Source organism: Pseudomonas sp. H1_F01, from assembly GCF_054681425.1.
The window spans coordinates 1,118,521-1,143,664 of sequence record NZ_CP162823.1; the positions used below are offsets into that span (position 1 = coordinate 1,118,521).

Annotated in this window: 23 protein-coding genes; 13 read left to right on the forward strand and 10 right to left on the reverse strand. The window is 61.0% G+C overall.

The window, feature by feature from the left end; genetic code table 11:
- Positions 1-23 precede the first annotated feature (23 nt).
- The 3 genes from AB4O09_RS05135 to AB4O09_RS05145 are packed head-to-tail and all read left to right on the forward strand — an operon-like array spanning position 24 to position 3,747.
- Positions 24-548, forward strand: a complete 525-nt coding sequence (locus tag AB4O09_RS05135) for a (2Fe-2S)-binding protein (RefSeq protein WP_460107990.1) — start codon at positions 24-26, stop codon at positions 546-548.
- On the forward strand, positions 545-1,546 hold the full coding sequence (locus tag AB4O09_RS05140) for an FAD binding domain-containing protein (protein WP_003205794.1): 1,002 nt from the start codon (positions 545-547) through the stop codon (positions 1,544-1,546). The genes AB4O09_RS05135 and AB4O09_RS05140 overlap by 4 nt, the downstream gene beginning before the upstream one ends.
- Complete coding sequence (locus AB4O09_RS05145) at positions 1,546-3,747, forward strand: xanthine dehydrogenase family protein molybdopterin-binding subunit (RefSeq protein WP_003205792.1); 2,202 nt, start codon at positions 1,546-1,548, stop codon at positions 3,745-3,747. Before AB4O09_RS05140 ends, AB4O09_RS05145 begins: the two co-directional genes overlap by 1 nt.
- A 46-nt stretch (positions 3,748-3,793) precedes the next feature.
- Here AB4O09_RS05145 and AB4O09_RS05150 read toward each other — a convergent pair whose 3' ends face one another.
- On the reverse strand, positions 3,794-5,032 hold the full coding sequence (locus AB4O09_RS05150; RefSeq protein ID WP_003205791.1) for an MFS transporter: 1,239 nt from the start codon (positions 5,030-5,032) through the stop codon (positions 3,794-3,796).
- A 484-nt stretch (positions 5,033-5,516) separates the two neighbouring features.
- Here AB4O09_RS05150 and AB4O09_RS05155 point away from each other — a divergent pair, with 484 nt between their 5' ends.
- From AB4O09_RS05155 to AB4O09_RS05165, 3 genes are read left to right on the forward strand one after another with little or no spacing between them, the layout of a single operon-like run.
- A complete protein-coding gene (locus AB4O09_RS05155; protein ID WP_460107991.1) occupies positions 5,517-6,953 on the forward strand; it encodes a cytochrome ubiquinol oxidase subunit I in 1,437 nt (478 codons plus the stop codon).
- A gap of 3 nt (positions 6,954-6,956) precedes the next feature.
- Positions 6,957-7,964 (forward strand): cytochrome d ubiquinol oxidase subunit II, encoded by a 1,008-nt coding sequence (gene cydB / locus AB4O09_RS05160; RefSeq protein WP_003205787.1) that lies wholly within the window; start codon positions 6,957-6,959, stop codon positions 7,962-7,964.
- 11 nt (positions 7,965-7,975) lie between these two features.
- Positions 7,976-8,140, forward strand: coding sequence for a DUF2474 domain-containing protein (locus AB4O09_RS05165; RefSeq protein WP_003205785.1), 165 nt, complete (start codon positions 7,976-7,978; stop codon positions 8,138-8,140).
- Positions 8,141-8,180: 40 nt separating this feature from the next.
- Here AB4O09_RS05165 and AB4O09_RS05170 read toward each other — a convergent pair whose 3' ends face one another.
- A complete protein-coding gene (locus AB4O09_RS05170) occupies positions 8,181-9,320 on the reverse strand; it encodes a methyltransferase (RefSeq protein ID WP_013694248.1) in 1,140 nt (379 codons plus the stop codon).
- A gap of 182 nt (positions 9,321-9,502) precedes the next feature.
- Positions 9,503-10,216 (reverse strand): autoinducer binding domain-containing protein, encoded by a 714-nt coding sequence (locus AB4O09_RS05175; protein ID WP_003205782.1) that lies wholly within the window; start codon positions 10,214-10,216, stop codon positions 9,503-9,505.
- A 293-nt stretch (positions 10,217-10,509) separates the two neighbouring features.
- On the opposite strand from AB4O09_RS05175, the gene AB4O09_RS05180 reads away from it, so the two are divergent.
- The gene (locus tag AB4O09_RS05180; protein WP_003205780.1) at positions 10,510-11,286 is read left to right on the forward strand and encodes a ferredoxin--NADP reductase; all 777 of its coding nucleotides are present in this window, start codon (positions 10,510-10,512) and stop codon (positions 11,284-11,286) included.
- Between the two features lie 56 nt (positions 11,287-11,342).
- On the opposite strand, the gene mscL is transcribed toward AB4O09_RS05180, so the two are convergent.
- Complete coding sequence (gene mscL, locus AB4O09_RS05185) at positions 11,343-11,756, reverse strand: large-conductance mechanosensitive channel protein MscL (protein ID WP_003205779.1); 414 nt, start codon at positions 11,754-11,756, stop codon at positions 11,343-11,345.
- A 282-nt stretch (positions 11,757-12,038) separates the two neighbouring features.
- Between mscL and katB the strand changes: the two genes are divergently transcribed.
- The 3 genes from katB to radA all read left to right on the forward strand — a co-directional run bounded on the left by katB (position 12,039) and on the right by radA (position 15,691).
- The gene (gene katB / locus AB4O09_RS05190; RefSeq protein ID WP_028237291.1) at positions 12,039-13,580 is read left to right on the forward strand and encodes a catalase KatB; all 1,542 of its coding nucleotides are present in this window, start codon (positions 12,039-12,041) and stop codon (positions 13,578-13,580) included.
- Between the two features lie 152 nt (positions 13,581-13,732).
- Positions 13,733-14,281, forward strand: coding sequence for an ankyrin repeat domain-containing protein (locus tag AB4O09_RS05195; protein ID WP_003205776.1), 549 nt, complete (start codon positions 13,733-13,735; stop codon positions 14,279-14,281).
- 42 nt (positions 14,282-14,323) lie between these two features.
- Positions 14,324-15,691 (forward strand): DNA repair protein RadA, encoded by a 1,368-nt coding sequence (gene radA, locus AB4O09_RS05200; RefSeq protein WP_003185644.1) that lies wholly within the window; start codon positions 14,324-14,326, stop codon positions 15,689-15,691.
- A 136-nt stretch (positions 15,692-15,827) separates the two neighbouring features.
- Here the strand turns inward: radA and AB4O09_RS05205 are convergent, their stop codons facing one another.
- On the reverse strand, positions 15,828-16,184 hold the full coding sequence (locus AB4O09_RS05205) for a PilZ domain-containing protein (RefSeq protein WP_003205774.1): 357 nt from the start codon (positions 16,182-16,184) through the stop codon (positions 15,828-15,830).
- A gap of 157 nt (positions 16,185-16,341) precedes the next feature.
- Here AB4O09_RS05205 and AB4O09_RS05210 point away from each other — a divergent pair, with 157 nt between their 5' ends.
- From AB4O09_RS05210 to yjiA, 3 genes are all read left to right on the forward strand, one after another.
- Positions 16,342-18,408: a carbon starvation CstA family protein gene (locus tag AB4O09_RS05210; RefSeq protein ID WP_003205773.1), complete on the forward strand. Its 2,067-nt coding sequence runs from the start codon at positions 16,342-16,344 to the stop codon at positions 18,406-18,408.
- A gap of 15 nt (positions 18,409-18,423) precedes the next feature.
- Positions 18,424-18,621, forward strand: a complete 198-nt coding sequence (locus AB4O09_RS05215) for a YbdD/YjiX family protein (protein ID WP_003201656.1) — start codon at positions 18,424-18,426, stop codon at positions 18,619-18,621.
- 283 nt (positions 18,622-18,904) lie between these two features.
- Positions 18,905-19,873: a GTPase gene (yjiA, locus tag AB4O09_RS05220; RefSeq protein WP_013694246.1), complete on the forward strand. Its 969-nt coding sequence runs from the start codon at positions 18,905-18,907 to the stop codon at positions 19,871-19,873.
- Here yjiA and AB4O09_RS05225 read toward each other — a convergent pair.
- The 5 genes from AB4O09_RS05225 to glyA form a co-directional block, all read right to left on the reverse strand.
- Positions 19,865-20,584, reverse strand: coding sequence for a GntR family transcriptional regulator (locus AB4O09_RS05225; protein WP_038858937.1), 720 nt, complete (start codon positions 20,582-20,584; stop codon positions 19,865-19,867). The two genes, yjiA and AB4O09_RS05225, sit on opposite strands and share 9 nt — an antisense overlap.
- A gap of 22 nt (positions 20,585-20,606) precedes the next feature.
- Positions 20,607-21,311, reverse strand: a complete 705-nt coding sequence (locus AB4O09_RS05230) for a FadR/GntR family transcriptional regulator (RefSeq protein WP_039014177.1) — start codon at positions 21,309-21,311, stop codon at positions 20,607-20,609.
- 59 nt (positions 21,312-21,370) lie between these two features.
- Positions 21,371-22,684 (reverse strand): C4-dicarboxylate transporter DctA, encoded by a 1,314-nt coding sequence (locus AB4O09_RS05235; protein ID WP_039014175.1) that lies wholly within the window; start codon positions 22,682-22,684, stop codon positions 21,371-21,373.
- A gap of 291 nt (positions 22,685-22,975) precedes the next feature.
- Entirely contained in the window at positions 22,976-23,506 is a 531-nt protein-coding gene (locus tag AB4O09_RS05240) for a hypothetical protein (RefSeq protein ID WP_027912166.1), read from the reverse strand.
- Between the two features lie 201 nt (positions 23,507-23,707).
- Complete coding sequence (gene glyA / locus AB4O09_RS05245; protein ID WP_003205763.1) at positions 23,708-24,961, reverse strand: serine hydroxymethyltransferase; 1,254 nt, start codon at positions 24,959-24,961, stop codon at positions 23,708-23,710.
- Positions 24,962-25,144 lie beyond the last annotated feature (183 nt).

Below are 25,144 nucleotides of genomic sequence, written 5' to 3' on the forward strand. Positions count from 1 at the left end.
TACGACCAACCGTGAGGTGTTCCATGAGCGCGACCCTGTCCGAAGCGACGCCGGTGTCCTTCGTCCGTCATCCGATCCGCCTGACACTCAATGGCCAGGTGCGTGAGTTGCAAGTGCTGGCCTGGACCACGTTGCTGGACCTGCTGCGTGAGCAACTGGACCTGGTGGGCAGCAAGAAAGGCTGCGACCACGGCCAGTGCGGCGCCTGTACGGTGCTGCGCGATGGCAAGCGGATCAATGCCTGCCTGACCCTGGCGGTGATGTGCGACGGCGCCGAATTGACCACTATCGAAGGCCTGGCCGGTGATGACGCATTGCATCCCATACAGCAGGCTTTCATCACCCATGACGCGTTCCAGTGTGGTTACTGCACGCCGGCGCAGATCTGTTCAGCGGTGGGGCTGGCCAACGAGGGCAGGGCGCAGACCCGCGCGCAAATCAGTGAACTGATGAGCGGCAACCTGTGCCGCTGCGGGGCCTATACCCACATTTGCGATGCCATCGAAGAGGCGTTGCCGCTCTGCCGGCAACCGGGAGGTGATCAATGAATCCCTTCCAGTACAGCAAGCCCGATACCGTGCAGGCGGCCGTCGATTTGTCGAGCCCGGTTTCCCGCTTCATCGCTGGTGGCACCAACCTGCTGGACCTGATGAAAGAGAACCTGACCCGCCCCGAGCACCTGATCGACATTACCGGGCTGCCCCTGGCGGACCTCAGTGAAACGCCGTCCGGCGGGGTGATGATCGGGGCATTGGTGAGCAATGCCGACCTGGCCTGGCACCCGTGGATCGAGCGCCGCTATCCGCTGCTGGCCCAGGCCATCCTGGCGGGCGCCTCACCGCAACTGCGCAACATGGCCAGTACCGGCGGCAACCTGCTGCAACGCACACGCTGCTATTACTTCTATGACGCGAGCGTACCGTGCAACAAACGCCGGCCCGGCAGCGGTTGCCCGGCCCGGAACGGTTTGAACCGGATCCATGCGATTTTCGGTGCCAGCGATCAATGTGTCGCCACCCATCCCTCCGACATGTGCGTGGCCTTGGCCGCTCTGGAGGCGGTGGTCCATGTCCTGGGTCGGGGCGGTGCGCGGACCATCGAATTCGCCGACTTCCATCGCCTGCCCGGCGATGCCCCGGAGCGCGATAACCAATTGGCCGACGATGAGCTGATCACCGCCATCGAGTTGCCTGCCGCCGGTTTTGCCGAGCATAGCCACTACTTGAAGATCCGTGACCGCGCCTCCTACGCGTTTGCGCTGGTCTCGGTGGCGGCGGCGCTGGAACTGGATGGGCCGGTGATTCGCCAGGCGCGCCTGGCCCTCGGTGGCGTGGCGCACAAACCGTGGCGCGACCGGGCCGTGGAGAGCTGGCTGGTCGGACAGACCGTCAGTCGCGAAGCCTTTGCCGTCGCCGCCGATGCACTGCTGCAAGACGCCGAGCCGTTGGAACACAACGGTTTCAAGATCCGATTGGCGCGCCGGGCAATTATCCGCGCCTTGAGCGATGCCGCGTTGGGTCGCGCACCGCAGGGAGGACAAGCCTGATGAACGCTCCGAGCAAATCCATAGGGCAACCACTCGACCGGGTCGATGGCCTGCTCAAGGTGACGGGCCAGGCCCGTTATGCCGGTGAATACCCCGAGGACGGCTTGCTGCACGGCAGCGTCGTGTCCGGTACGGTCGCCCGTGGTCGCGTGCTGCGCATCGATGCTTCCCGCGCCCTGGCGCTACCCGGCGTGGTCGCGGTGATCGACCACACCAACCGGCCGAGGATCGCCAGCTACGACGAACCCTACCAGGATGCCGATGCGGCGGACGGCTCGCCGTTCCGGCCGCTGTACAACGACCAGGTCCTCTACAGCGGCCAGCCCCTGGCCTTGGTGGTGGCGGAAAATCTCGAGTTGGCCCGGTATGCCGGTTCGCTGATAGACATCGAATACGCGACTGAGGAGCATCAGACCGATCTGATAATCCTGCAAAACGACGCCCATCCAGCGCCGGCTGAATTACCCAAGCCCCGTGGGAATTTTCAGGGCGAGTACACCAGCTCCGCGCTCAGCGTGGATGTGTCCTACAGCACGCCGATTGAACACCACAACCCCATGGAGCCACATGCTTCCACCGTGCTGTATCAGCCTGATGGCAGCCTGCACATCCACGACAAGACCCAAGGCACGCAAAACGGCCAGGCCTATGTGCAAAAAGTCTTCGGGCTCGAGAAAGAGCAAGTGCGGGTGTTTGCCGCGTTTGTCGGCGGCGCCTTCGGTTCCGGGCTGCGTCCGCAATATCAACTGCCGTTGGCCGTGATGGCGGCACTGGCCCTCAAGCGTTCCGTGCGGGTCAGCCTGACGCGCCAGCAGATGTTTACCTTTGGCTATCGGCCGCGAACTCTCCAGCGCGTGCAACTGGGGGCGGCGGCCAACGGTCGCTTGCTCGCCGTGGCGCACAGCGCCGTCGGCCAGACCTCGCGCTTCGAGGATTTCACCGAGCATGTGGTGGAGTGGAGCGGCATGCTCTATCACTGCGACAACGTCGAGTTGACTTACAAACTGGTACCACTGGACGTCTACACGCCTTTGGACATGCGCGCACCCGGTGCGGCCCTCGGCTTGATTGGCCTGGAGTGCGCCATGGATGAACTGGCCTGTGCCCTGGCGATCGATCCGGTCCAATTGCGGTTGATCAACTACGCCGAGCGCAACGAGAACGAAGGCAAGCCGTATTCCAGCAAGGAACTGCGTGAGTGCTATGCCCAAGGCGCCCGTCGTTTCGGCTGGGACAAGCGCAACCCGGAACCGCGCAGCATGCGTGAAGGCCGGCAACTGGTGGGCTGGGGCATGGCCGGTGGTGTGTGGGAGGCCATGCAGCAGAAGGCCAGCGCCCAGGCGTCGCTGGATACCAATGGCAAGTTGACCGTCAGCAGCGCCACCACTGACATCGGCACCGGGACCTACACGGTCATGACCCAGATCGCCGCCGAGGCGTCAGGCGTTTCCCTTGAGGACATCACGTTTGTCCTGGGGGATTCATCGCTGCCCACCGCGCCGCTGCAGGGCGGCTCGTTCACCGTATCGTCGGTAGGCACCGCTGTGCAGCAGGCCTGTGAAGCACTGAAGGAAAAACTCCTGGCCGTGGCCCGCCAGGCGTGTCCGGCCTTCAGCGGCGCGACCCTTGAGCAAGTGACGTTTGTCGATGGTCAGCTGCGACTGGGCGAAGCGAGCGTTGCGCTCGCGGAGCTGGCGCAGAAAAGCGGCGAGACGCCGTTGCAGGCCCAGGTCACTGCCGAGCCGGATGCAAAACGCCAGGCCTACGCCACGGCCACTCACTCGGCGGTGTTCGTCGAAGTGCTGGTGGACGAAGACCTGGGGACGGTGAAGGTCAATCGCGTGGTTAGCGCCATCGCCGCTGGCCGGGTCGTGAACCCGAAAACCGCCCGCAGCCAGATTCTTGGTGGCGTGGTGTGGGGCGTCGGCATGGCCTTGCATGAAGAAACCCTGACGGACCACGCCCTGGGTCGCCACATGAACCACAACCTGGCCGAGTATCACCTGCCGGTCAACGCCGACATCGGCGACATTGAGGTGATTTTCGTCGAGGAACAGGACGAGATCGTCAATGCGCTCGGGTCCAAGGGCGTGGGTGAAATCGGTATCGTCGGGGTGGCAGCGGCGGTGGCCAATGCGATTTACCATGCCACCGGCAAGCGGGTGCGGGACTTTCCCATCACCCTCGACAAGTTAATCTAGTGGCCTGTGTGGCTAATTCGTGCACTCAAATTAACCGTACAGGCCACTAGGCTTTTGCTTCTTCCACCAGTTCGTGCATCCGGTCACGGTTGGCCAGGGTCGGGAACAGTTTGATCCAGGCCCCGGTCACCAGCAGCGTGCCGACGCCGCCCATGACCACCGCCGGCACGGTGCCGAACCAGTGGGCGGTCAGGCCGGACTCGAACTCGCCCAACTGGTTCGAGGCGCCGATGAACAACCCGTTCACCGCGCTGACCCGGCCGCGCATTTCATCCGGTGTTTCCAGTTGTACGAAGGAGGCGCGGATCACCATGCTGATCATGTCCGCCGCGCCCAGCACTACCAGCACCGCCAGGGAAAACCAGAACGAGGTGGAGAGGCCGAATGCAATGGTGGCGACGCCGAACACGCCCACCGCTGTGAACATCACCCGGCCGACTTTGCGCTCCACGGCAAACCGCGCCAGCCACAGCGACATCAGCAAGGCCCCGACCGCCGGTGCCGACCGCAACAGGCCCAGGCCCCAGGGACCGGTGAGCAGGATGTCCTTGGCAAACACCGGCAGCAGCGCCGTCGCGCCGCCGAGCAACACCGCGAACAGGTCCAGGGAGATCGCCCCGAGAATGTCCGGGCGACTGCGAATGAAGCGAATCCCGGCCAGCAACGAATCCAGCGTCGCCTTGCCTTTGTTCAGCGGTGTCTGTCGGGCGGGCAGGTTGAGCATCAGGCCGCACGCGATGAGGTAAAGCAGTACCGTCGGCCCGTAGACCCAGACACTGCCAAAGGCGTAGAGCAAGCCGCCGAGTGCCGGGGCGACGATGGTGGCCGACTGCTGGGCCGATTGCGCGGCGGCCACGGCACGGGGAAACAGCGCAGCCGGCACGATGCTCGGCAGCAGCGCCTGGGTGGTCGGCATTTCGAAGGAGCGGGCGGCGCCCAGCAGGAAGGCGAGGATGAAGATCATCTCCCGCGTGACGTTGTCAGTGGCGCTGCCGATCACCAGCGCCAGGGCAATCATGGCCTGCATTGACTGGCAGATGGCCGCCACCTTGCGGCGGTCATAGCGGTCGGCCACATGCCCGGTGTGGAGCATGAACAGCACGCGCGGGGCAAATTCCACCAACCCCACCAGGCCGAGGTCCAGGACGTTGCCGGTCAGTTGATAGAGGTTCCAGCCGATAGCCACGGTGAGCATCTGGAAGCCGCTGGCGGTGAATATCCGGGCCAGCCAGAAGGCTATGAAAGGACGATGGTGACGGAGCAGCAGCGGCGCTTGGCTGGGCATCTATGACGGGTCCGGTGATGAAGGCATCGAGATTATCACCGAGCTGTAACTGGAAGTTGCGGTGGCGGAAAAAATAGTTAGCCAAGCATCGATCTTCCACATCGCACCTTTTTTTGTGGCGAGGGGATTTATCTGTGGGAGCAAGGCTTGCCCGCGATGGACGCGACTCGATTTCTGAAAGACCGCATCGCCTTCATCGCGGGCAAGCCTTGCTCCCACATATCCCCTCGCCTCAGTCAGCACTGAGACAACCTGTCACGCGACAAACGACCACGCCGTTCATCGACGAGAATGCGGCTACTCTTTGATCATTGCTTGATCCAGATCAATACCTTTCGGGGTGTTGGGCTGGCGGCCATCCGGCCAGAGTCCTGCGTTGTGACGGTTATAAAAAGAACGATTCGAAAAGCATTGCACTCCATATCCCTGGGGATTGTGATGCAGGCCCCGCCCGCAGCCGGTTTTACCTGACAGAGGAAGACTTATGTTCGGTTTGGAGGCGCTTGATCTCGCCCGAATCCAGTTCGCGTTCACCATCTCGTTCCACATCCTGTTCCCGGCCATCACCATTGGCCTGGCGAGTTACCTGGCGGTACTCGAAGGCTTGTGGCTCAAGACCCGCGATGACACCTACCGCGACCTGTACCACTTCTGGTCGAAGATCTTTGCCGTCAACTTCGGCATGGGGGTGGTGTCCGGGTTGGTCATGGCCTATCAGTTCGGGACCAACTGGAGCCGTTTCTCGGACTTCGCCGGTGCGGTGACCGGGCCGTTGCTGACCTACGAGGTACTCACGGCGTTTTTCCTCGAGGCGGGTTTCCTGGGCGTGATGCTGTTCGGCTGGAATCGCGTTGGCCGCGGCCTGCATTTCTTTTCCACGGTCATGGTGGCGATCGGCACCCTGATCTCGACCTTCTGGATCCTGTCCTCCAACAGCTGGATGCAAACCCCCCAAGGTTACGAAATCATCGACGGCCGGGTGATCCCGGTGGACTGGCTGGCGGTGGTGTTCAACCCCTCGTTCCCTTATCGATTGCTGCACATGTCCACCGCAGCGTTTGTCGCCACGGCGTTCTTCGTCGGCTCGTCGGCGGCCTGGCATTTGCTGCGCGGCCGCGATAACCCGGCCATCCGCCGGATGCTGTCGATGGCGATGTGGATGGCCTTGCTGGTAGCGCCGATACAAGCGGTCATCGGCGACTTCCATGGCCTGAACACCCTCAAGCATCAACCGGCGAAAATCGCCGCCATCGAAGGCCACTGGGAAAACGTCGGCAATGAACCGACCCCGCTGATCCTGTTCGGTCTGCCAGACATGAAGGCGGAAAAGACCAAATACGCCGTGGAAATTCCTCACCTGGGCAGCCTGATCCTGACCCACAGCCTGGACAAGCAGGTGCCGGCCCTCAAGGAGTTCCCGCCGGAGGACCGACCGAACTCGACCATCGTGTTCTGGTCGTTCCGGGTCATGGTCGGCCTTGGGTTGCTGATGATTTTCACCGGCCTGTGCAGCCTGTGGCTGCGCCGTAACGATCGGATCTATCAGTCCCGGCCGTTCCTCTACATGGTGCTGTGGATGGGGCCGTCCGGCCTGGTCGCGATCCTGGCCGGCTGGTTTACCACGGAGATCGGCCGCCAGCCGTGGGTGGTCTATGGCTTGATGCGCACGGCCGATGCGTCGTCCGGCCACAGCTTCGCCCAGATGAGCATCACCCTGGTGTTGTTCGTCGTGGTGTATTTCGCGCTGTTCGGCGCCGGCCTGAGCTACATGATGCGTCTGGTGCGCAAGGGGCCGGAGGCCCACGAAGCCGAGCCGAGCGATGGTGGCCCGGGCCAGAAACGTACGCCGGCCCGGCCATTGTCGGCCGCCGATGACGGCGACGACATGGACCATAACGAACGCTCGAACAAGGGGAATTGAATCATGGGTATTGATCTTCCGCTGATCTGGGCCGTGGTCATCATCTTCGGCATCATGATGTACGTGGTCATGGACGGCTTCGACCTGGGGATCGGCATTCTCTTCCCCTTCGTCAAGGGCGAGCGCGACCGCGACGTGATGATGAACACCGTGGCACCGGTCTGGGACGGTAACGAAACCTGGCTGGTGCTGGGCGGTGCCGGGCTGTTCGGGGCGTTTCCGCTGGCTTATTCGGTGGTGCTTTCGGCGCTGTACCTGCCATTGATCCTGATGCTCATCGGCTTGATCTTCCGCGGCGTGGCCTTCGAGTTCCGCTTCAAGGCCAAGGCTGAGAAGCGCCACCTCTGGGACAAGGCATTCATTGGCGGTTCGCTGACGGCCACCTTCTTCCAGGGTGTGGCGCTGGGGGCGTTCATCGACGGCTTCGAGGTGGTCAATCGCCAGTTCGCCGGTGGCTCCCTGGACTGGTTCACGCCATTCACGATGTTCTGTGGCCTGGCGTTGATCGCGGCCTACGCGTTGCTCGGCTGCACCTGGTTGATCATGAAGACCGAGGGCAAGCTGCAAGAGCAGATGCATGACCTGGCCCGGCCGCTGGCGTTCGTGGTGCTGGCGGTGATCGGCATTGTCAGCATCTGGACACCGCTGGCCCATGCGGACATCGCGGCCCGCTGGTTCACCTTGCCGAACCTGTTCTGGTTTCTGCCGGTGCCGATCCTGGTGCTGGTGACCATGTACGGATTGTTCCGCGCCGTGGCGCGCAACGCCAACTACACGCCCTTCATCCTGACTCTGGTGCTGATCTTCCTCGGCTACAGCGGCTTGGGCATCAGCCTGTGGCCGAACATCGTGCCGCCGTCCATCTCGATCTGGGACGCCTCGTCACCGCCCCAGAGCCAGGGCTTCATGTTGGTCGGCACGCTGTTCATCATTCCGTTGATCCTGGTGTACACCTTCTGGAGCTACTACGTGTTCCGCGGCAAGGTGACCCATGACGACGGCTACCATTGAGGGCGTCGAGCATGGCCAAACCTGACTTGAAAGACATCGAGGCCGCCGAACGCAAGCCACTCTGGCAGCGGCTCGGCTGGCTGGCGCTGATCTGGGCCGGCAGTGTGCTGGCGCTGTTCATTGTTGCCAGCCTGATGCGGATGTTCATGAATGCCGCAGGGCTGACCACCCACTGATTTCTCTGTGGGGGCAAGCTTTGCTCCCACAGGGGACGATTTATTTGCGGGCTTTGAGGATCACGAATTTTGGCGTGGCGGCCACTTGCTCGACACCGCGGAACAACCGCGCCAATTTGCTGTGGTAACCCAGGTGCCGGTTGCCGACGATGTACAGCGCGCCGCCCACCACCAGCGCTTCGCGAGCCTGCTGGAACATCCGCCAGGCGAGGAAATCGCCCACCACTTGCTGCTGGTGGAAGGGCGGATTGCACAGCACCACGTCCAGTGACTGCGCCTCTTGTCCGGCCAGGCCATCTCCGGCCCGCAGGGTCACTTCGCGTTCGCCCAGGGCCGCACGCCAATTCTCGGCGGCCGATTGCACGGCCATATACGACTCGTCCACCAGGGTGTAGTGGGCCTCGGGGTTTTGCAGGGCACTGGCGATGGCCAGCACGCCGTTGCCGCACCCCAGGTCCGCGACCCGTGCCGTCCCGAGGTTTTTCGGCAGATGTGGCAGGAACGCGCGGGTGCCGATGTCCAGGCCTTCGCGGCAGAACACATTGGCGTGGTTGAGCAGCTCGATCTTCGGCTCGTCCAGCCAGTAACGCGTGGGGTAGGGCGATACGATCGGCGCACTGCCTTGTGAAGAGCCAGGTTGTGGCGTGGCAATCAACAGCCGTGCTTTTTTCACCGCCAGGGAGGCCTGCACCGGGCCGATATACCGCTCCAGCAAATCGCCAGCGGCCCGGGGCAGGTGCTTGATCATGGCCCCGGCAATCACTTGGGCGCCTGGCGCTAGTTGGCCTTGCAGGCGAATCAGCTGTTCCTCCAGCAAGGCCAGGGTTTTCGGTACTTTGACCAGGACGCGATCGAACGGGCCGGTCAGCGGCTCGCTGGCAGGTAGCGTCGGCACCGCATCGAAGGAGCGGCCGTTGCGCACCAGGTTTTTCTCCAGCGCCTGCAATGCCAGGAAGGAGTCACCGCTGCTGGTCACCAGGACGTTGCCCGCCAGGCTGGCGGCCAGGGCGCCGAAGCTGTCATTGAGCACCAGGACCCGAGTCTGCGCGCTCGGCTGTTGTTCGGCCAGGTACGCGAGCAGGTATTCATCGGCCGCATCGAAGGCTTGCAGCGGTTCGTTCTGCTGTTCGGGTTGGCGGATCAGGTCGAGTTGGGCGAAGGGGCTGTCGAGCAGGGGCATGGCTGGGGACTCTGGAGATCAACGAATGTCCCGCTGCCTGGAGATAGGTGTCTGTGCGGGACCGCCTGAATGAACTGCGTCGCGTGCAAGAAGCGGCATCATCCAAGTGGAACCGTAAATGGTACGTTTTTTTGTTGCACATTACTCGCGGGTTTTTCAGCCCGGCGCTGTCACTCCACTGTTCAGATCACATGGATCTGGGCGGCTTTTGCCACCGCTGAAATTTTATTGCTGACGTTCAGTTTTCGCATGCAACTGCACACATGGAAATTCACGGTCCGTTCGGAAAGACAGAGAATCCTGCCCACTTCCGACGCCGTCTTGCCTTCGGCAGACCACCTCAACACTTCGATCTCTCTGGGTGACAGGTGGCATTTGGGCTGGATTGCGAGGGCGTCAGACAATTTTTTGCTGGCGAGTGCATGCAGCCTTTGACTGGCGAAGATGGCATAGCCGAGATTTGCATAGTGCTCCTCGATATCGATGGGACAGTGGCTCCGTGCGAGGCTGAACAGGCTGCAATGTGCGCCCTGTTCATCATGAACGGACTGGGTCCAGCCATACTTGAGTCCTTGTCGATTAAGTTCTCGCCATAACTTGGGGGCATGAGCAAAGACAGTCTCGTCCCACAAGATGGGGAGTGATGATTGATTGCAATGTGCTACTAATGGATCGTTCGACGCATAGCCATTTTGTTCATAAAGTCTGTCCCATCCATAAGGGTAGTTGTTCAGGTTCACCTTGCTGGTGTGTTTGTCGGGGCTTCCTAGATAGGCTGCAAATGCGCAATATTCAAATCCCTGATTATTAAAGAAATTCAGGACCAGACGATAGGCCGTTTGCAGGTCCTTTTCGCAGGATAGCTTCCTCAATAACAAGTCTTTCCACTTGTCCATCGCTCTCTCCTGGGTTTGATTCGTTCATGCGGATCCAATCCATGATGCGGAATTTGAGTGTAGGACTATTCTTAATTTGTAGTGAGTTTTTTTTAGTTTGCTTACATTCTGAGATGTTTAAGGAACTAAACTTTTTAGTTAACTATTTTTACAGTTCTGTGAGGTTTGTATAAGTTAGGTAAAAGATTTTGTTGGTCAGACGTTGTTTGTGGCTAAAGTGCCATTACTCGTCATCGGTGGTGAAGACGCTCGCTTTGCGGGACACTGCAAGTCTCGTCCCATTGGAGTGGCTCATGACCGACAGCGCAGAGAAGTTCAGCCGCCAAACCCTGCTCGATGTCCAGCCGTTGACGCCTCATTTGTTTACTTTGCGCACGACCCGGGATCGCGGTTTTCGTTTTCGGGCGGGTCAGTTTGCCCGGCTGGGGGTCGTCAAGGCGGACGGGACCGCCGTCTGGCGGGCGTACTCCATGGTGTCTTCGCCGTTCGACGAGTTCCTCGAGTTCTTTTCCATCGTGGTTCCCGATGGCGAGTTCACCAGTGAGCTTAGCCGCCTGCGACCGGGTGACGAACTGTTGGTGGATCGCCAGGCTTTCGGCTATCTGACGCTGGATCGCTTTGTCGATGGTCGGGATTTGTGGCTGTTGTCCACCGGGACGGGGGTGGCGCCGTTTCTTTCTATCCTCCAGGATTTTGAGGCCTGGGAAAAATTCGAGCGGATCATCCTGGTGTACAGCGTGCGCGAGGCGCAGGAGCTGGCGTATCAGGCGCTGATCAAGGAGCTGCCCCAGCGCGACTACCTGGCCGAGTACGCTCATAAGTTTCATTTCATTGCGACCGTCACCCGTGAGCAGCATCCGGGGGCGCTCAGTGGGCGGATCACCACGCTGATCGAAAATGGCGAGCTGGAGCGGGCGGCCGGCGTAGCGCTGACGCCGGAGCATTCGCGAGTGATGCTGTGCGGCAATCCGCAAATGATCGATGACACGCGCAAGCTGCTCAAGGCCAGGGGGCTGCAACTGAGCCTGACCCGTCGGCCGGGGCAGGTGGCGGTGGAAAACTACTGGTAGGACTGTGGCGAGGGGATGAATCCCCTCGCCACAAGAGGCGTCAGTGACTGACTGCCTCAGGGCCGCTCGTTCTGGGCCTTGAGTAGATCGCGAATCTCACTCAGCAGCAGTTCTTCCTTGGTCGGAACAGGAGGCGCGCTGGGGGCTACGGCTTCTTCGCGCTTGAGGCGGTTGATCGCCTTGACGCCCATGAAAATGGCGAACGCCACGATGATGAAGTCGATGGTGCTCTGGATGAATTTACCGTAGGCCAGTACCACGGCAGGCGCATCACCCTGGGCGGCCTTGAGGGTGATGGCCAGGTCACTGAAGTCCACTCCACCAATCAGCAGGCCGATGGGAGGCATGACCACGTCGCCAACGAATGACGAAACGATTTTGCCGAAAGCGGCACCGATGATGATCCCGACGGCCATGTCGACGACATTGCCTTTGACCGCGAAGGCCTTGAACTCGCTTAGCACGCCCATGAGCTATTCCTTGTAACAAATGAAAGATGAGTGGCAGTGTAAATCAGCCCAACGAGTCCTGCTCGAAACGCCTGCTTACAAAGCTTCAGTTATCGACCTGGCCTTGGGTGAAAAGTTTTCAAAGTGCCATCAATCGCGCGTGATACGCGGTTTCGGCCTGGCGCCCCACAACGTTTTTTCTATCGATGCGGTACGGCATTTCTATTTAGGTTTTCCTTTTTCGAGCACTAGCCTCTGGATGGCGCACATGGATGCGCTCTATAACATCAGAGGAACACGCCTATGAACACTTCCCTTGGCCACGGGGCTTATTCCCATCGCCGCGCTTTTTTTGTGCTGACCGCGAGCCTTTTGTCCTTGTCTGTCAACGCGGCCACCCTGACCCGGGACAATGGTGCGGCTGTCGGCGACAACCAGAACTCGCAAACGGCAGGCCCCAATGGCCCGACCTTGTTGCAAGACGTGCAGTTGATCCAGAAGCTCCAGCGCTTTGACCGTGAACGCATCCCCGAGCGCGTGGTGCATGCACGTGGGACCGGCGCCCACGGCACCTTCACGGTTTCCGACGATCTCAGCGACCTGACCAAGGCCAAAGTCTTTGCCGCAGGCCAGGTCACACCAGTGTTCGTGCGTTTTTCTGCCGTGGTGCACGGCAATCATTCGCCGGAAACCCTGCGCGACCCCCGTGGTTTCGCCACGAAGTTCTACACCGCCGACGGTAATTGGGACTTGGTGGGTAACAACTTCCCGACCTTCTTCATCCGCGATGCCATCAAGTTTCCGGACATGGTCCACGCCTTCAAACCCGACCCGCGGACCAACCTGGACGATGATTCACGCCGCTTCGATTTCTTCTCCCATGTTCCAGAATCGACCCGCACCCTGACCGAGTTGTATTCCAACTCCGGGACACCGGCCAGTTACCGTGAGATGGACGGTAACGGTGTACATGCCTACAAACTGGTTAACGCCAAGGGTGAAGTTCATTACGTGAAGTTTCATTGGAAAAGTTTGCAGGGGCTGAAAAATCTCGATCCGAAAGAAGTTGTGAAAGTTCAAGGCCAAGATTACAGCCATATGACAAATGATCTGGTGAATCATATTAATAAGGGCGACTTCCCGAAATGGGACTTGTACATCCAGGTGCTGAATCCACAGGACCTTGCCAAGTTTGACTTCGACCCACTGGACGCGACCAAGATCTGGCCGGGTGTGCCTGAGCGAAAAGTCGGGCAAATGGTCTTGAACCGCAATCCGGCGAATGTTTTCCAGGAAACCGAGCAGGTCGCCATGGCACCGGCCAATCTTGTACCGGGTATCGAACCTTCCGAGGATCGTTTGCTTCAGGGGCGAGTATTTTCCTACGCAGACACGCAGATGTACCGCCTGGGTGCCAATGCCCTGCAACTGCCGATCAACGCCCCCAAGGTGGCGGTGAACAACGGTAACCAGGACGGTGCGATGAATCCAGGCAGCACCAGCACCGGCGTGAACTATCAGCCGAGTCGCCTGACGCCGCGTGAAGAACCGCAAGCGGCACGCTACAGCCAGACCGCGCTGAGCGGCAGCACCCAGCAGGCGAAGATCCAGCGCGAGCAGAACTTCAAGCAGGCCGGTGATTTGTATCGCTCGTTCAGCAAGAAAGAGCGTGATGACCTGATCGACAGCTTCGGCGGTTCTTTGGCGACCACCGATGACGAGAGCAAGCACATCATCCTGTCGTTCCTCTACAAGGCTGACCCTGAGTACGGTACTGGCGTGGCCCGTGTCGCCAAAGGTGACTTGGCCCGGGTCAAGGCCCTGGCGGAAAAACTGACTGACTGATCCACAGCCAGGCAGGTGTATGACCTGTGGGAGCAAAGCTTGCTCGCGATACAGGCGCTGGGGTCTGAAACCAGACTGAGTCGTCTGCATCGCGGGCAAGCCGTGCTCCCACAACCATGCCCCCACAGTCATCTGCCAGAGGAGACGTCATGATGCGCAGATTTCTTTTATTGATGCTTGCGACCTGGTCACTGGGCGTACTGGCCGATCAGCCAATACCCACCGAACCGGCCGCCGTACAAGAACAGTTGCAAAACTACTACTTCGACGCCGCTCGCCGCGGCGATGTGCCGATGCTCGAGACTTTTATCGAGGCCGGTTACTCGCTCAATACCCAGGATGAAAAGGGCTACACCGCACTGATTTTGGCGGCTTATCACGGCCACGGCCCGGCGGTGGAGCGGCTGCTGGCCGCTGGCGCCGATGCCTGTGCCCAGGACAAACGCGGTAACACGGCGCTGATGGGCGCCATTTTCAAGGGCGAAGTGCAGATCGCCCGTCGTTTGCTGTCCACCGATTGCAGCCCGGACCAACGCAACGGCGCCGGGCAGACCGCGGCGATGTATGCCGGCCTGTTCAAACGGGATGAATTGCTCGATGCCTTGAAGGCCAAGGGCGCCGATCTGCAGGCCCAGGACCCGTTGGGCAACACTGCGGTGGATCTGGCGAGGGGTGAAATCAGAATGCCGGCCCCGCGTTGACCTCCGCGTGGGCTATCATCGCGGTTTTTATCCGGAGTTCAGATGGCCAAGGCAAAGCGCATGTACGGCTGCACCGAGTGCGGCTCGACCTTTCCCAAATGGGCCGGCCAGTGCAGCGAATGCGGGGCCTGGAACACCCTGACTGAAACCATGGTGGAAAGCGGCGGCGCGGCGGCACCCACCGGTCGCACGGGCTGGGCCGGTCAGCAGGCGCAGATCAAGACCCTGGCCGAAGTCAGTGTCGAAGAAATCCCGCGTTTCTCCACCGCATCCGGTGAACTGGACCGCGTGCTGGGCGGCGGCCTGGTGGACGGTTCGGTGGTGCTGATCGGCGGCGATCCGGGCATCGGCAAATCCACCATCTTGTTGCAAACCTTGTGCAACCTCGCCACCCGCATGCCGGCGCTGTACGTCACTGGCGAAGAATCCCAGCAGCAGGTCGCCATGCGCGCCCGGCGCCTGGGCTTGCCCCAGGACCAGTTGCGGGTCATGACCGAAACCTGCATCGAGACCATCATCGCCACGGCGCGCCTGGAAAAACCCAAGGTGATGGTGATCGACTCGATCCAGACGATTTTCACCGAACAACTGCAATCGGCCCCGGGCGGCGTGTCCCAGGTGCGCGAAAGCGCGGCGTTGCTGGTGCGCTACGCCAAGCAGAGCGGCACGGCGATTTTCCTGGTGGGCCACGTCACCAAGGAAGGCGCACTGGCGGGGCCGCGGGTGTTGGAGCACATGGTCGATACCGTGTTGTATTTCGAAGGCGAATCCGATGGGCGCCTGCGTTTGCTGCGGGCGGTGAAGAACCGCTTTGGCGCTGTCAACGAACTGGGTGTGTTCGGCATGACCGATAGAGGCTTGAAAGAAGTCTCAAACCCTTCGGCGATCTTTCTGACGCGTGCCCAGGAAGAAGTCCCCGGTAGCGTGGTCATGGCAACGTGGGAAGGCACTCGGCCGATGCTGGTCGAAGTGCAAGCGCTGGTGGACGACAGCCACCTGGCGAACCCGCGCCGGGTCACCCTGGGCCTGGATCAGAATCGGTTGGCCATGTTGCTGGCGGTGTTGCATCGACACGGCGGGATTCCGACTCACGACCAGGACGTGTTCCTCAACGTCGTGGGTGGGGTCAAGGTGCTGGAAACCGCGTCCGACCTGGCGTTGATGGCGGCGGTCATGTCCAGCCTGCGCAACCGGCCGCTGCCCCACGACCTGTTGGTGTTCGGCGAAGTCGGGCTGTCGGGCGAAGTGCGGCCGGTGCCCAGTGGCCAGGAGCGGCTCAAGGAGGCGGCCAAGCACGGCTTCAAGCGCGCCATCGTGCCCAAGGGCAACGCGCCGAAGGAAGCCCCGCCGGGGTTGCAGATCATTGCCGTGACACGCCTGGAACAGGCGTTGGATGCGTTGTTCGAATAACCCTGGCAATTGCGCAAGGACTGTATGTGGGAGCAAAGCTTGCTCGCGATGCAGGCGACTCGATTTTGAAGGACCGCATCGCAGCCATCGCGGGCAAGCCTTGCTCCCACATGGATTCCCGCGCCAAGGGGGTAGCTCAGATCTGGATCAACGCCGCCAACTCCCGCTCCAACTCGTCATGGTCGCCCACGTTCAGCTCTACCAGCCGGCGTAGGTGTGCGATGGAGTCCAGGTCAATGTGCTCGCAGGCGAAGCCCAGGTGACCATGGTCATCATGGGCCAAACGAACTTCCATTTTGATCTCGGCATCAGGGCTCAAATGAATATCGGCCATGAAGGGGCGCTCGATATCGCCAAGCCAGGGTTCGGGTTTCTTGATCAGCAACCCCTTGAGGGACAGATCCAGCAACTCTACCGGCCAGATGAACGGGCCCTGGCTCAGCTCGGTCCTGGCATTGAAGTCAACTCGTACGAAGCGGCGACGTTCGCTCATTACGCATTCCCTCTGGAGATTCACTGACTATAGACCCAACTGACGGGGCATCGTCACCGTTCGGCTGCTGACAAACGAACGTCGAGTATGGCCTTTGCCCGGGTTAGCGCTAAACTCCAGTGGCTGTCTTTCTTGTCACCCTGGCTGGAATATAAAAATGAAAAACAATAATAGCCTGCTGCGCCATCTACCCTGGCTACTGCTGGCCGTCGTGGGAGCGTGCGCCCTGGGCGTCGTGGCATTGCGTCGAGGCGAGGCGATCAACGCCTTATGGATCGTCGTCGCAGCCGTGGCCATCTACCTGGTCGCCTACCGCTACTACAGCCTCTTCATCGCCAACAACGTGATGCAACTCGATGCGCGCCGGGCTACTCCCGCCGTGCTCAACAACGATGGCCTGGACTACGTCCCGACCAACAAACACATTCTTTTCGGCCACCACTTCGCGGCCATTGCCGGTGCGGGGCCGCTGGTCGGGCCGGTGCTGGCGGCGCAGATGGGCTACCTGCCCGGTACGCTCTGGCTGATCGCCGGCGTGGTGTTGGCCGGTGCGGTGCAGGACTTCATGGTCCTGTTCCTGTCCACCCGCCGCAACGGGCGTTCCCTGGGTGACATGGTCCGTGAAGAAATGGGCCGCATCCCCGGCACCATCGCGCTGTTCGGCTGCTTCCTGATCATGATCATCATCCTCGCGGTGCTGGCGCTGATCGTGGTCAAGGCCCTGGCCGAGAGCCCGTGGGGCATCTTCACGGTGATGGCGACCATCCCGATCGCGATGTTCATGGGCATCTACATGCGCTACATCCGCCCGGGCCGCATCGGTGAAATCTCGCTCATCGGCGTGCTGTTGCTGCTGGGTTCGATCTGGCTGGGCGGGCAGATCGCTGCCGATCCGGTCTGGGCCAAGGCCTTTTCCTTCACCGGGATCCAGATCACCTGGATGCTGATCGGCTACGGTTTTGTCGCGGCGGTGCTGCCGGTGTGGCTGATCCTGGCGCCGCGGGACTACCTGTCGACCTTCCTCAAGATCGGCACCATCGTTGCCCTGGCGATCGGCATCCTGGTCACCATGCCCGAGCTGAAAATGCCGGCGCTGACCCAGTTCACCGACGGCACCGGGCCGGTATGGAAGGGCGGCCTGTTCCCGTTCCTGTTCATCACCATCGCCTGCGGCGCGGTCTCGGGCTTCCACGCGCTGATCTCCTCGGGCACCACGCCCAAGCTCTTGGATAACGAAACCAACGCCCGCTACATCGGTTACGGCGGCATGCTGATGGAGTCCTTCGTGGCGATCATGGCCATGGTCGCGGCTTCGGTCATCGAGCCGGGCGTGTACTTCGCCATGAACAGCCCGGCGGCGATCGTCGGCGGTGACGTGGTGGCCGTGGCCCAGACCGTCAGCAGCTGGGGTTTTGCAATCACCCCCGAGGCGCTGCAAGCGGTGGCCAAGGACATCGGCGAGACCACTGTGCTGGCCCGTGCCGGCGGTGCGCCGACCCTGGCGGTCGGGATCGCGCAGATCCTGCACTCGGTGCTGCCGGGTGAGAACACCATGGCGTTCTGGTACCACTTCGCGATCCTGTTCGAAGCGCTGTTCATCCTCACCGCGGTGGACGCCGGCACCCGTGCCGGGCGGTTCATGCTGCAGGACTTGCTGGGTTCGTTCGTGCCTTCGCTCAAGCGCACCGAATCCTGGCCGGCCAACCTGATCGCCACCGCCGGTTGCGTAGCGATGTGGGGTTACCTGCTGTACCAGGGCGTGATCGATCCGCTGGGCGGCATCAACACCTTGTGGCCGCTGTTCGGCATCTCCAATCAGATGCTGGCCGGTATCGCCCTGATGCTCGCCACCGTGGTCCTGATCAAGATGAAGCGCCAGCGCTACGTCTGGGTGACCATGCTGCCGGCGGTCTGGCTGCTGATCTGCACCACCACCGCGGGCCTGATCAAGCTGTTCGACGCCAACCCGGCGATCGGCTTTTTGGCCCTGGCGCGCAAATACAACGATGCCCTGGCCGCCGGCCAGGTCCTGGCCCCGGCCAAGAGCATCGAGCAGATGCAGCACGTGGTGTTCAACGCCTACACCAACGCGACGCTGACGGCCTTGTTCCTGTTCGTGGTCTTCAGCATCCTGTTCTACGCGCTCAAGGTCGGTATCGCCGCCTGGGGCACCAAGGAACGCACGGACAAGGAAGCGCCATTCCAGGCCTTGCCGGACGCTTGATAGGGGATTGCAACGATGTTCAATGACTTGAGTCGCCTGGGTAAATACCTCGGTCAGGCCGCCCGCCTGATGGTCGGAATGCCCGACTACGACAACTACGTCGAGCACATGCAAACCAAGCACCCGGACAAACCGTTGATGGACTACGAGGCGTTCTTTCGCGAACGCCAGGAGGCCCGTTACGGTGGCAAGGGTGGGCCCAAGTGCTGTTGAGTTGAGGTAGCCTCGAACCCCATGTGGGAGCGGGCTTGCTCGCGAAGGCGGTGGATCAGCAGCATTGATGTTGACTGACACTCCGCCTTCGCGAGCAAGCTCGCTCCCACAGTTGTTTTTGGGGTGGTCTCAAGATGTGCATACACCACAGATCCCCTGTGGGAGCGAGCTTGCTCGCGATAGCGGAGTGTCAGTTAATGATAATGTCGACTGATCCACCGCCTTCGCGAGCAGGCTCGCTCCCACAAAACCGCTTCCTTTTCAGGCATCAAGGAGATTCAGTTTGTCCTCTCCCATCCCGGTCACCATCCTCAGCGGCTTCCTCGGCGCCGGCAAGACCACGCTGTTGCGCCATCTGCTCAAGGCCGAGCACGGCCTGAAAATCGCCGTGATCGAGAACGAATTCAGCGATGCCGGCATCGATACCCAACTGCTGGGCGACGAGCCGGTGCAAGTCATGACCCTGGCCAACGGTTGCGTGTGCTGCACCATCCACACCGACCTGACCAAGGCCCTGTACCTGTTGCTCGAGCGGCTGGACAGCGGCGAGATCGCCTTCGATCGCCTGGTCATCGAATGCACCGGCCTGGCCGACCCGGCCCCGGTGGCGCAAACGTTCTTCATCGACGAGGACCTGCGCGAGCGCTATATCCTCGACGGCATTCTTACGCTGGTGGACGCCGCTCATGCCGATGTCCACCTGACCCAGGCCATCGCCCAGGCCCAGGTCGGGTTTGCCGACCGCCTGCTCTTGAGCAAGACCGATCTGGTGGACGCGGCCCAGGTCCAGGCCCTTGGCGAGCGCCTGACGCGCATCAACCGACGGGCACCCATCAGGGTGGTCGAGCACGGCAAGATCGACCTGGCCGAGCTGCTCGACATCCGCGGCTTCAATCTCAATGCGGACCTGGGCGCGGGGTTCAGCCTGCGACCGGTCGGCAAGGCCACCCCGGGCGATCGCATCAGCAGCCTGGTGCTGCGTACCGACAAGGCGCTGGATATCGACAAGCTCAGCGAGTTCATGAACCAGTTGCTGGAAGAACACGGCAAGCAATTGCTGCGCTACAAGGGCGTGCTGAACATCGCGGGCGAACCCCGTCGGTTGGTGTTCCAGGGCGTGCTCAAGTTGTACGGTTTCGATTGGGACACCGAATGGGCCCCCGGCGAAGCCCGGGAAAGCGTGATCGTGTTCATCGCCGACGAACTGCCGGAAGAGAAGATCCGCGCCGGTTTCGAAGCCGCGCTACTTTGACGAACCCGTACCTGCGGCCAGCAGCAGTTTTTGCTCCAGATGGTCCAGGTGCTCGTCCATCAGCCGCACCGCTTCGTTGACGTTGCGGCCTTCCACTGCGTCGACGATTGCCAGGTGTTCCTGCCAGGCGCAGTGCCGGCGGGACTTGATCTCGTGTCGCGCCAGGGCCAACGAGGTCAACGGCACCAGGCTGCCGAGAAATTGCATCAACGGCGCGTTGCCGGCCATGGCGGCCAGTTGCAGATGAAACTCGCCGGACAGGCGGATCGCCGGGCCACGTTCACCACGATCCAGGCACTGGCGCTCGCGTTCCACCAGATCGCGCAGCTGTTGCAAGTCCTTGGGCTGCGGCGCCCTGCAGGCCAAGCGCACCAGGGTCTGCTCAGCCAGGCGGCGAGCGTGGAGGATCTGCCGGGTCTGCTCCAGGTCTGGCGCAGCGACTTGTGGCCGGTGGTTGGGCCGCAGGATCACCACTTGCTGATGAGACAGGCGCGCCAGAACGCGGCGAATGACACTGCGGCTGACACCAAACACATCCCCCAGGCTTTCCTCGGTGAAGCGGCTGGCCGGGGCAATGCGTTGTTCGAGGATGGCGTCGAAGATCCGCGGGTAGATATCGTCCACCGACGGTTTGCCGACCCGGCCGGGCGGGGGCAGGGCGGCCAGCACGTTGTGGTTGTGCTGGGGTTGATGGGGCATGAGGTTGTTCATGGCGGTCTCCACAGGCAATGGCTCAGGTGCCGAGGTTGTCGTCCGGAATGTTCAATTCGATGCCCATGCGCTGGCCTTCCCGGAGAATGTGCCGGCGCATTTCGGCGCTGGCCTGGGCGCTGTTCTTGCCCCGGATGGCACGGACCACGGCTTCGTTTTCTTCCAGGCGTTCAGCCAGGTGCTCGGGCGAATTGCGCAACATATCGGCGCTCTGCTTGAGGGCGTTACTGGTCTGCTGGACCACGTTCTGGAAGATCGGGTTGGATGTCAGGGCAAACAATTCTTCATGGAAGGCGATGTAGGCGTTGGCGCAGGCGTCGCTGTCGTTGGCTTCCAGGGCTTCGCGCATGTCCATGAGGGTCAGGCGCAACTGGCCGACCTCCTTGCTGCTGATGGACTGGGCCACAAGGCCGACGATGAACGGCTCCAGGGTGTAGCGCAGCTGCAGCAGGTCTTCCAGGCTCGCGCCGGCCATGGCGCTGCCTTCACCGGCAGCATCGTTGAGATTGGCCTCCAGCACCACGACGCCTTTGCCGGGCATCGAGCGCACCAGGCCCAGGGTTTCCAGCACAATCACCGCTTCACGCAGGCTTGGCCGGCTGATGCCCAGTTGCTCGGCCAGCTCGCGCTGGCCGGGCAGCATGTCGCCCGAGCGCCATTGGCCTCGGGCGAGGGCGGCGCGGAGTTTCTCCACCACGGAATTGACGACGGTCGATGAACTGATCACATGTGACTCCTTGGAAATCGATCAGGCGATGCCGGTTCGCGGGCCGGCATCGCCGTCTTTCAGAATTGCTGGTGATGGGCACTGCCCACCGGTTTCCTGGGTTGGAAGGCATAGCCTTGTTGGCCGGACAGCACCTTGCGCGCCCGAGGGATGTCGATGTCTTTTTCCCAGCGGGCAATCGCCACGGTGGCCACGCAGTTGCCAATCAGGTTGGTCAGGGCGCGACCGATGCCCATGAACCAGTCCACGGCCAACACCAGCACCAGGCCGACCACCGGGATCGCCGGGATCGCGGTCAGCGTCGCTGCCAGGATCACCAGCGCCGAGCCGGGAATCCCATGGGCGCCCTTGGAGGTGATCAGCGAGACCAGCAGGATGGTCAACAGATCGCTCATGGCCAGGGGCGTGCCGGTCGCGTTGGCGATGAAGACAATGGCCAGGGTCAGGTAGATCGAGAAACCATCCAGGTTGAACGAGTAGCCGGTTGGAATGACCAGGCCCACGGTGGAGCTGCCGATCCCCAGGTGTTCGAGCTTGCGCATGATCTGTGGCAGCACGGCATCGGACGACGCGGTGCCGAGCACGATCAGCAGCTCTTCGCGCAGGTATTTGAGGAATGGCAGCATCGGCAGGCCCGACACGCGCATTACCGCACCCAGGATCACCGCGACAAAGGCGATGCAGGTCAGGTAGAACAGGCCAACGAGGCTGCCCAGGTGTTGTAGCGAATCCAGACCATATTTGCTGGTGGTGAAGGCAATGGCCCCGAAGACGCCGATCGGGGCCAGCCGTACGATCATGCCCATGATGCGGAAGATCACGTGGCTGAGTTCGTTGATCAGGCGTGAAATGCCGGAAGCGGCGTCACCAACAAGGTTCAACGCGCTGCCAAACAGCACGGCAAACAGCAGCACCTGCAGGATGTTGTTTTCCGCGAACGCGCCAATCACCGAGGTCGGGATCAGGTTCATCAGGAACTGGGTGGTGGTGACCATGTGCTGGCCGCGCTGGGCGATATCGTTCACGTCCGCGCTGGAGAGCTGCTCCAGGTGGATGTTCGCGCCGCTGCCAATGCCTGTGCTGAAAGCAAGGACCAGGCCGATGACCAGGGCGATGGAGGTGAGTATTTCGAAGTAGATGACCGACTTGAGGCCAATGCGCCCGACCTTCTTGAGATCGCCGGCGCCGGAGATACCGCTGACCACCACGCAGAACACGATCAGGCCGATGAGCATCTTGATCAGCTTGATGAAGCCGTCGCCGAGGGGTTTGAGTTGTGCAGAGTATTCAGGAAGGGTAAGTCCACAGACGATGCCGAGCACCAGTCCGAGGACAACTTGAAGGAAGATCGACCGCGAGCACCATTTGAGCATGGGAGGGATTCCTGGTTCGGTGTCCTTGTTCGCCAGGGGAGGGCTGGCGTTGGGACTTCATTATTGTGGTCTTACCGGTTTGTCCAGTGCAGGCGCAGTCTAAGCGCTGTTTTTGCGGGGATGCAAGCTCGATTGTGCTGGTTTGGCATGACCGGTCTTACCAGTTGAGGTGAAAGCCCTGTGCTTGAGCGTTTTCTCAAAAGAAAAAATGACGGGTGGTCAATAACCGCCCCGCCACAAGGGTCGTGCTTCGTCCCTTCGACTGACTTAACATGCCAACAGGGGCGACCTTCAGAGCACGCTCAGAATGAACGTCGCTTTTGATTGTTCGTCTGTCTCGGCAAGATAAAGATAAGGCGAGCCGCGTACCCTTAATCCCCCGACATGTTTCTTATTGCCTGTCATGAGCGAGATGGGGACATGGCGGGATTTGATGTGCTTGCGTGTGATGATGTTTTGCTGATGATCGACCAGGCTGAAAAGAGTCGGGTTGCGAGTGTTTGGATCACTTGCCCCAAACACTTCGAGCCAGCTTTTACTGATCAGTTTGTTGTAGTGTTCACCGGTGTTTTTCAGGGTCAGGAGGTAGCCGCCAGCGGTATACCGCAAGTGCAGCCGCAAGGGCTCGCCGCGCACAGCCTGGTCTTCGACGCGCATGCCGAGCAGGCTTGAGTGATCCTGGGTTTGGGGTCTACCGGTGAAGAATCCACCGCTGAATGCACTGATGGTCGCCATCGCGGGTTTGCCATGCAGCCTTTCCAGTAGATTTACGCGGGTGTTGAACATGCTGAGTGTTGCATTAAAGGATTGTTCACTGTCCATGTGAATAAGCGTCCTGTTTTGAGTGATTAAGTTCAGGGGGCAGGAGAGATCGTATGGGTTTATTAATTGCGTGTAAGGTTTTCTGTATTGCAGAAAATTAAGTGTTGGATGGTGTTAGTTGTTTGGCCCTGTTTTCCAGGGCAATAAAAAAGGCCCGCATCTTTCGATGCGGGCCTTATTCAACTCGTTCTAGCGGGCTGATTAAGCGCCGTAGACTGGCAGCTTCTTGCAGATAGCCTTGACCTTCTCACGTACGGCGTCGATGACCGCTTCGTTGTTCAGGTCCGCCAGGATGTCGCAGATCCAGCCAGCCAGTTCCTTGCACTCGGCTTCCTTGAAACCACGAGTGGTCACGGCAGGGGTGCCGAAACGCAGGCCCGAGGTGACGAACGGAGAGCGTGGGTCGTTTGGCACCGAGTTCTTGTTGACGGTGATGAACGCCTTGCCCAGCGCCGCGTCGGCGTCTTTGCCGGAGATCTCTTGCTTGATCAGCGACAGCAGGAACAGGTGGTTTTCAGTACCGCCGGACACCACGTCGAAGCCGCGCTCGATGAACACGCCGGCCATGGCCTTGGCATTCTTCACTACTTGTTGCTGGTAAGTCTTGAACTCAGGTTGCAGGGCTTCCTTGAAGCAGATCGCCTTGGCTGCGATCACGTGCTCCAGCGGGCCACCCTGGGCGCCCGGGAAGACGGCGGAGTTCAGCTTCTTCTCGATGTCGGCATTGGCGCGCGCCAGGATCAGGCCGCCACGTGGACCACGCAGGGTCTTGTGGGTGGTGGTGGTGACCACGTCGGCGAATGGCACCGGGTTCGGGTAGACGCCAGCGGCGACCAGGCCGGCAACGTGGGCCATGTCGACGAACAGGTAGGCACCGACCTTGTCGGCGATCTCGCGGAAACGCGGGAAGTCGAGGACCTGGGAGTAGGCGGAGAAACCGGCCACGATCATTTTCGGCTTGTGCTCGAGGGCCAGGCGCTCGACTTCGTCGTAGTCGATCAGGCCGTTGCCGTCGATGCCGTACTGGATGGCGTTGTACAGCTTGCCGGAGGAGGAAACGCTGGCGCCGTGGGTCAGGTGACCGCCGTGGGCCAGGCTCATGCCCAGGATGGTGTCGCCGGCCGACAGCAGCGCCAGGTACACGGCGGAGTTGGCTTGGGAGCCTGCGTGCGGCTGGACGTTGGCATAATCGGCACCGAACAGTTGCTTGGCGCGATCGATGGCCAGTTGCTCGACCACGTCGACGTACTCGCAACCACCGTAGTAACGCTTGCCCGGGTAGCCTTCGGCGTACTTGTTGGTCAGTACCGAGCCTTGAGCTTCCATCACCGCGGGGCTGGTGTAGTTTTCCGAAGCGATCAGCTCAATGTGCTCTTCCTGGCGCTGAGCTTCTTGCTCCATGGCGGCAAAGAGATCGGCGTCGTACTTGGCAATAGTCAAATCACGGCTGAACATGGCGGTCCTCAAGGATCGGGGGCAGAAAAGGGGGGCATTCTACCTCAACCGGTTTTGGAAGGCATATGAAAGGGCGTCATGTCGCGGACGAATGGGTTTCACGCAAGAGGGGTGTTGCCTGTACTGGCCTCATCGCGGGCAAGCCTTGCTCCCACAGAAGCCCTCGTTCCCCTGTGGGAGCAA

Excerpts from the sequence above, each read along its gene's own strand:
- AB4O09_RS05135 (WP_460107990.1), top strand. The coding sequence starts at position 24 with ATGAGCGCGACCCTGTCCGAAGCGACGCCGGTGTCCTTCGTCCGTCAT.
- AB4O09_RS05140 (WP_003205794.1), top strand. The coding sequence starts at position 545 with ATGAATCCCTTCCAGTACAGCAAGCCCGATACCGTGCAGGCGGCCGTC.
- AB4O09_RS05145 (WP_003205792.1), top strand. The coding sequence starts at position 1,546 with ATGAACGCTCCGAGCAAATCCATAGGGCAACCACTCGACCGGGTCGAT.
- AB4O09_RS05150 (WP_003205791.1), bottom strand. The coding sequence starts at position 5,032 with ATGCCCAGCCAAGCGCCGCTGCTGCTCCGTCACCATCGTCCTTTCATA.
- AB4O09_RS05155 (WP_460107991.1), top strand. The coding sequence starts at position 5,517 with ATGTTCGGTTTGGAGGCGCTTGATCTCGCCCGAATCCAGTTCGCGTTC.
- cydB (WP_003205787.1), top strand. The coding sequence starts at position 6,957 with ATGGGTATTGATCTTCCGCTGATCTGGGCCGTGGTCATCATCTTCGGC.
- AB4O09_RS05165 (WP_003205785.1), top strand. The coding sequence starts at position 7,976 with ATGGCCAAACCTGACTTGAAAGACATCGAGGCCGCCGAACGCAAGCCA.
- AB4O09_RS05170 (WP_013694248.1), bottom strand. The coding sequence starts at position 9,320 with ATGCCCCTGCTCGACAGCCCCTTCGCCCAACTCGACCTGATCCGCCAA.
- AB4O09_RS05175 (WP_003205782.1), bottom strand. The coding sequence starts at position 10,216 with ATGGACAAGTGGAAAGACTTGTTATTGAGGAAGCTATCCTGCGAAAAG.
- AB4O09_RS05180 (WP_003205780.1), top strand. The coding sequence starts at position 10,510 with ATGACCGACAGCGCAGAGAAGTTCAGCCGCCAAACCCTGCTCGATGTC.
- mscL (WP_003205779.1), bottom strand. The coding sequence starts at position 11,756 with ATGGGCGTGCTAAGCGAGTTCAAGGCCTTCGCGGTCAAAGGCAATGTC.
- katB (WP_028237291.1), top strand. The coding sequence starts at position 12,039 with ATGAACACTTCCCTTGGCCACGGGGCTTATTCCCATCGCCGCGCTTTT.
- AB4O09_RS05195 (WP_003205776.1), top strand. The coding sequence starts at position 13,733 with ATGCGCAGATTTCTTTTATTGATGCTTGCGACCTGGTCACTGGGCGTA.
- radA (WP_003185644.1), top strand. The coding sequence starts at position 14,324 with ATGGCCAAGGCAAAGCGCATGTACGGCTGCACCGAGTGCGGCTCGACC.
- AB4O09_RS05205 (WP_003205774.1), bottom strand. The coding sequence starts at position 16,184 with ATGAGCGAACGTCGCCGCTTCGTACGAGTTGACTTCAATGCCAGGACC.
- AB4O09_RS05210 (WP_003205773.1), top strand. The coding sequence starts at position 16,342 with ATGAAAAACAATAATAGCCTGCTGCGCCATCTACCCTGGCTACTGCTG.
- AB4O09_RS05215 (WP_003201656.1), top strand. The coding sequence starts at position 18,424 with ATGTTCAATGACTTGAGTCGCCTGGGTAAATACCTCGGTCAGGCCGCC.
- AB4O09_RS05225 (WP_038858937.1), bottom strand. The coding sequence starts at position 20,584 with ATGAACAACCTCATGCCCCATCAACCCCAGCACAACCACAACGTGCTG.
- AB4O09_RS05235 (WP_039014175.1), bottom strand. The coding sequence starts at position 22,684 with ATGCTCAAATGGTGCTCGCGGTCGATCTTCCTTCAAGTTGTCCTCGGA.
- AB4O09_RS05240 (WP_027912166.1), bottom strand. The coding sequence starts at position 23,506 with ATGGACAGTGAACAATCCTTTAATGCAACACTCAGCATGTTCAACACC.
- glyA (WP_003205763.1), bottom strand. The coding sequence starts at position 24,961 with ATGTTCAGCCGTGATTTGACTATTGCCAAGTACGACGCCGATCTCTTT.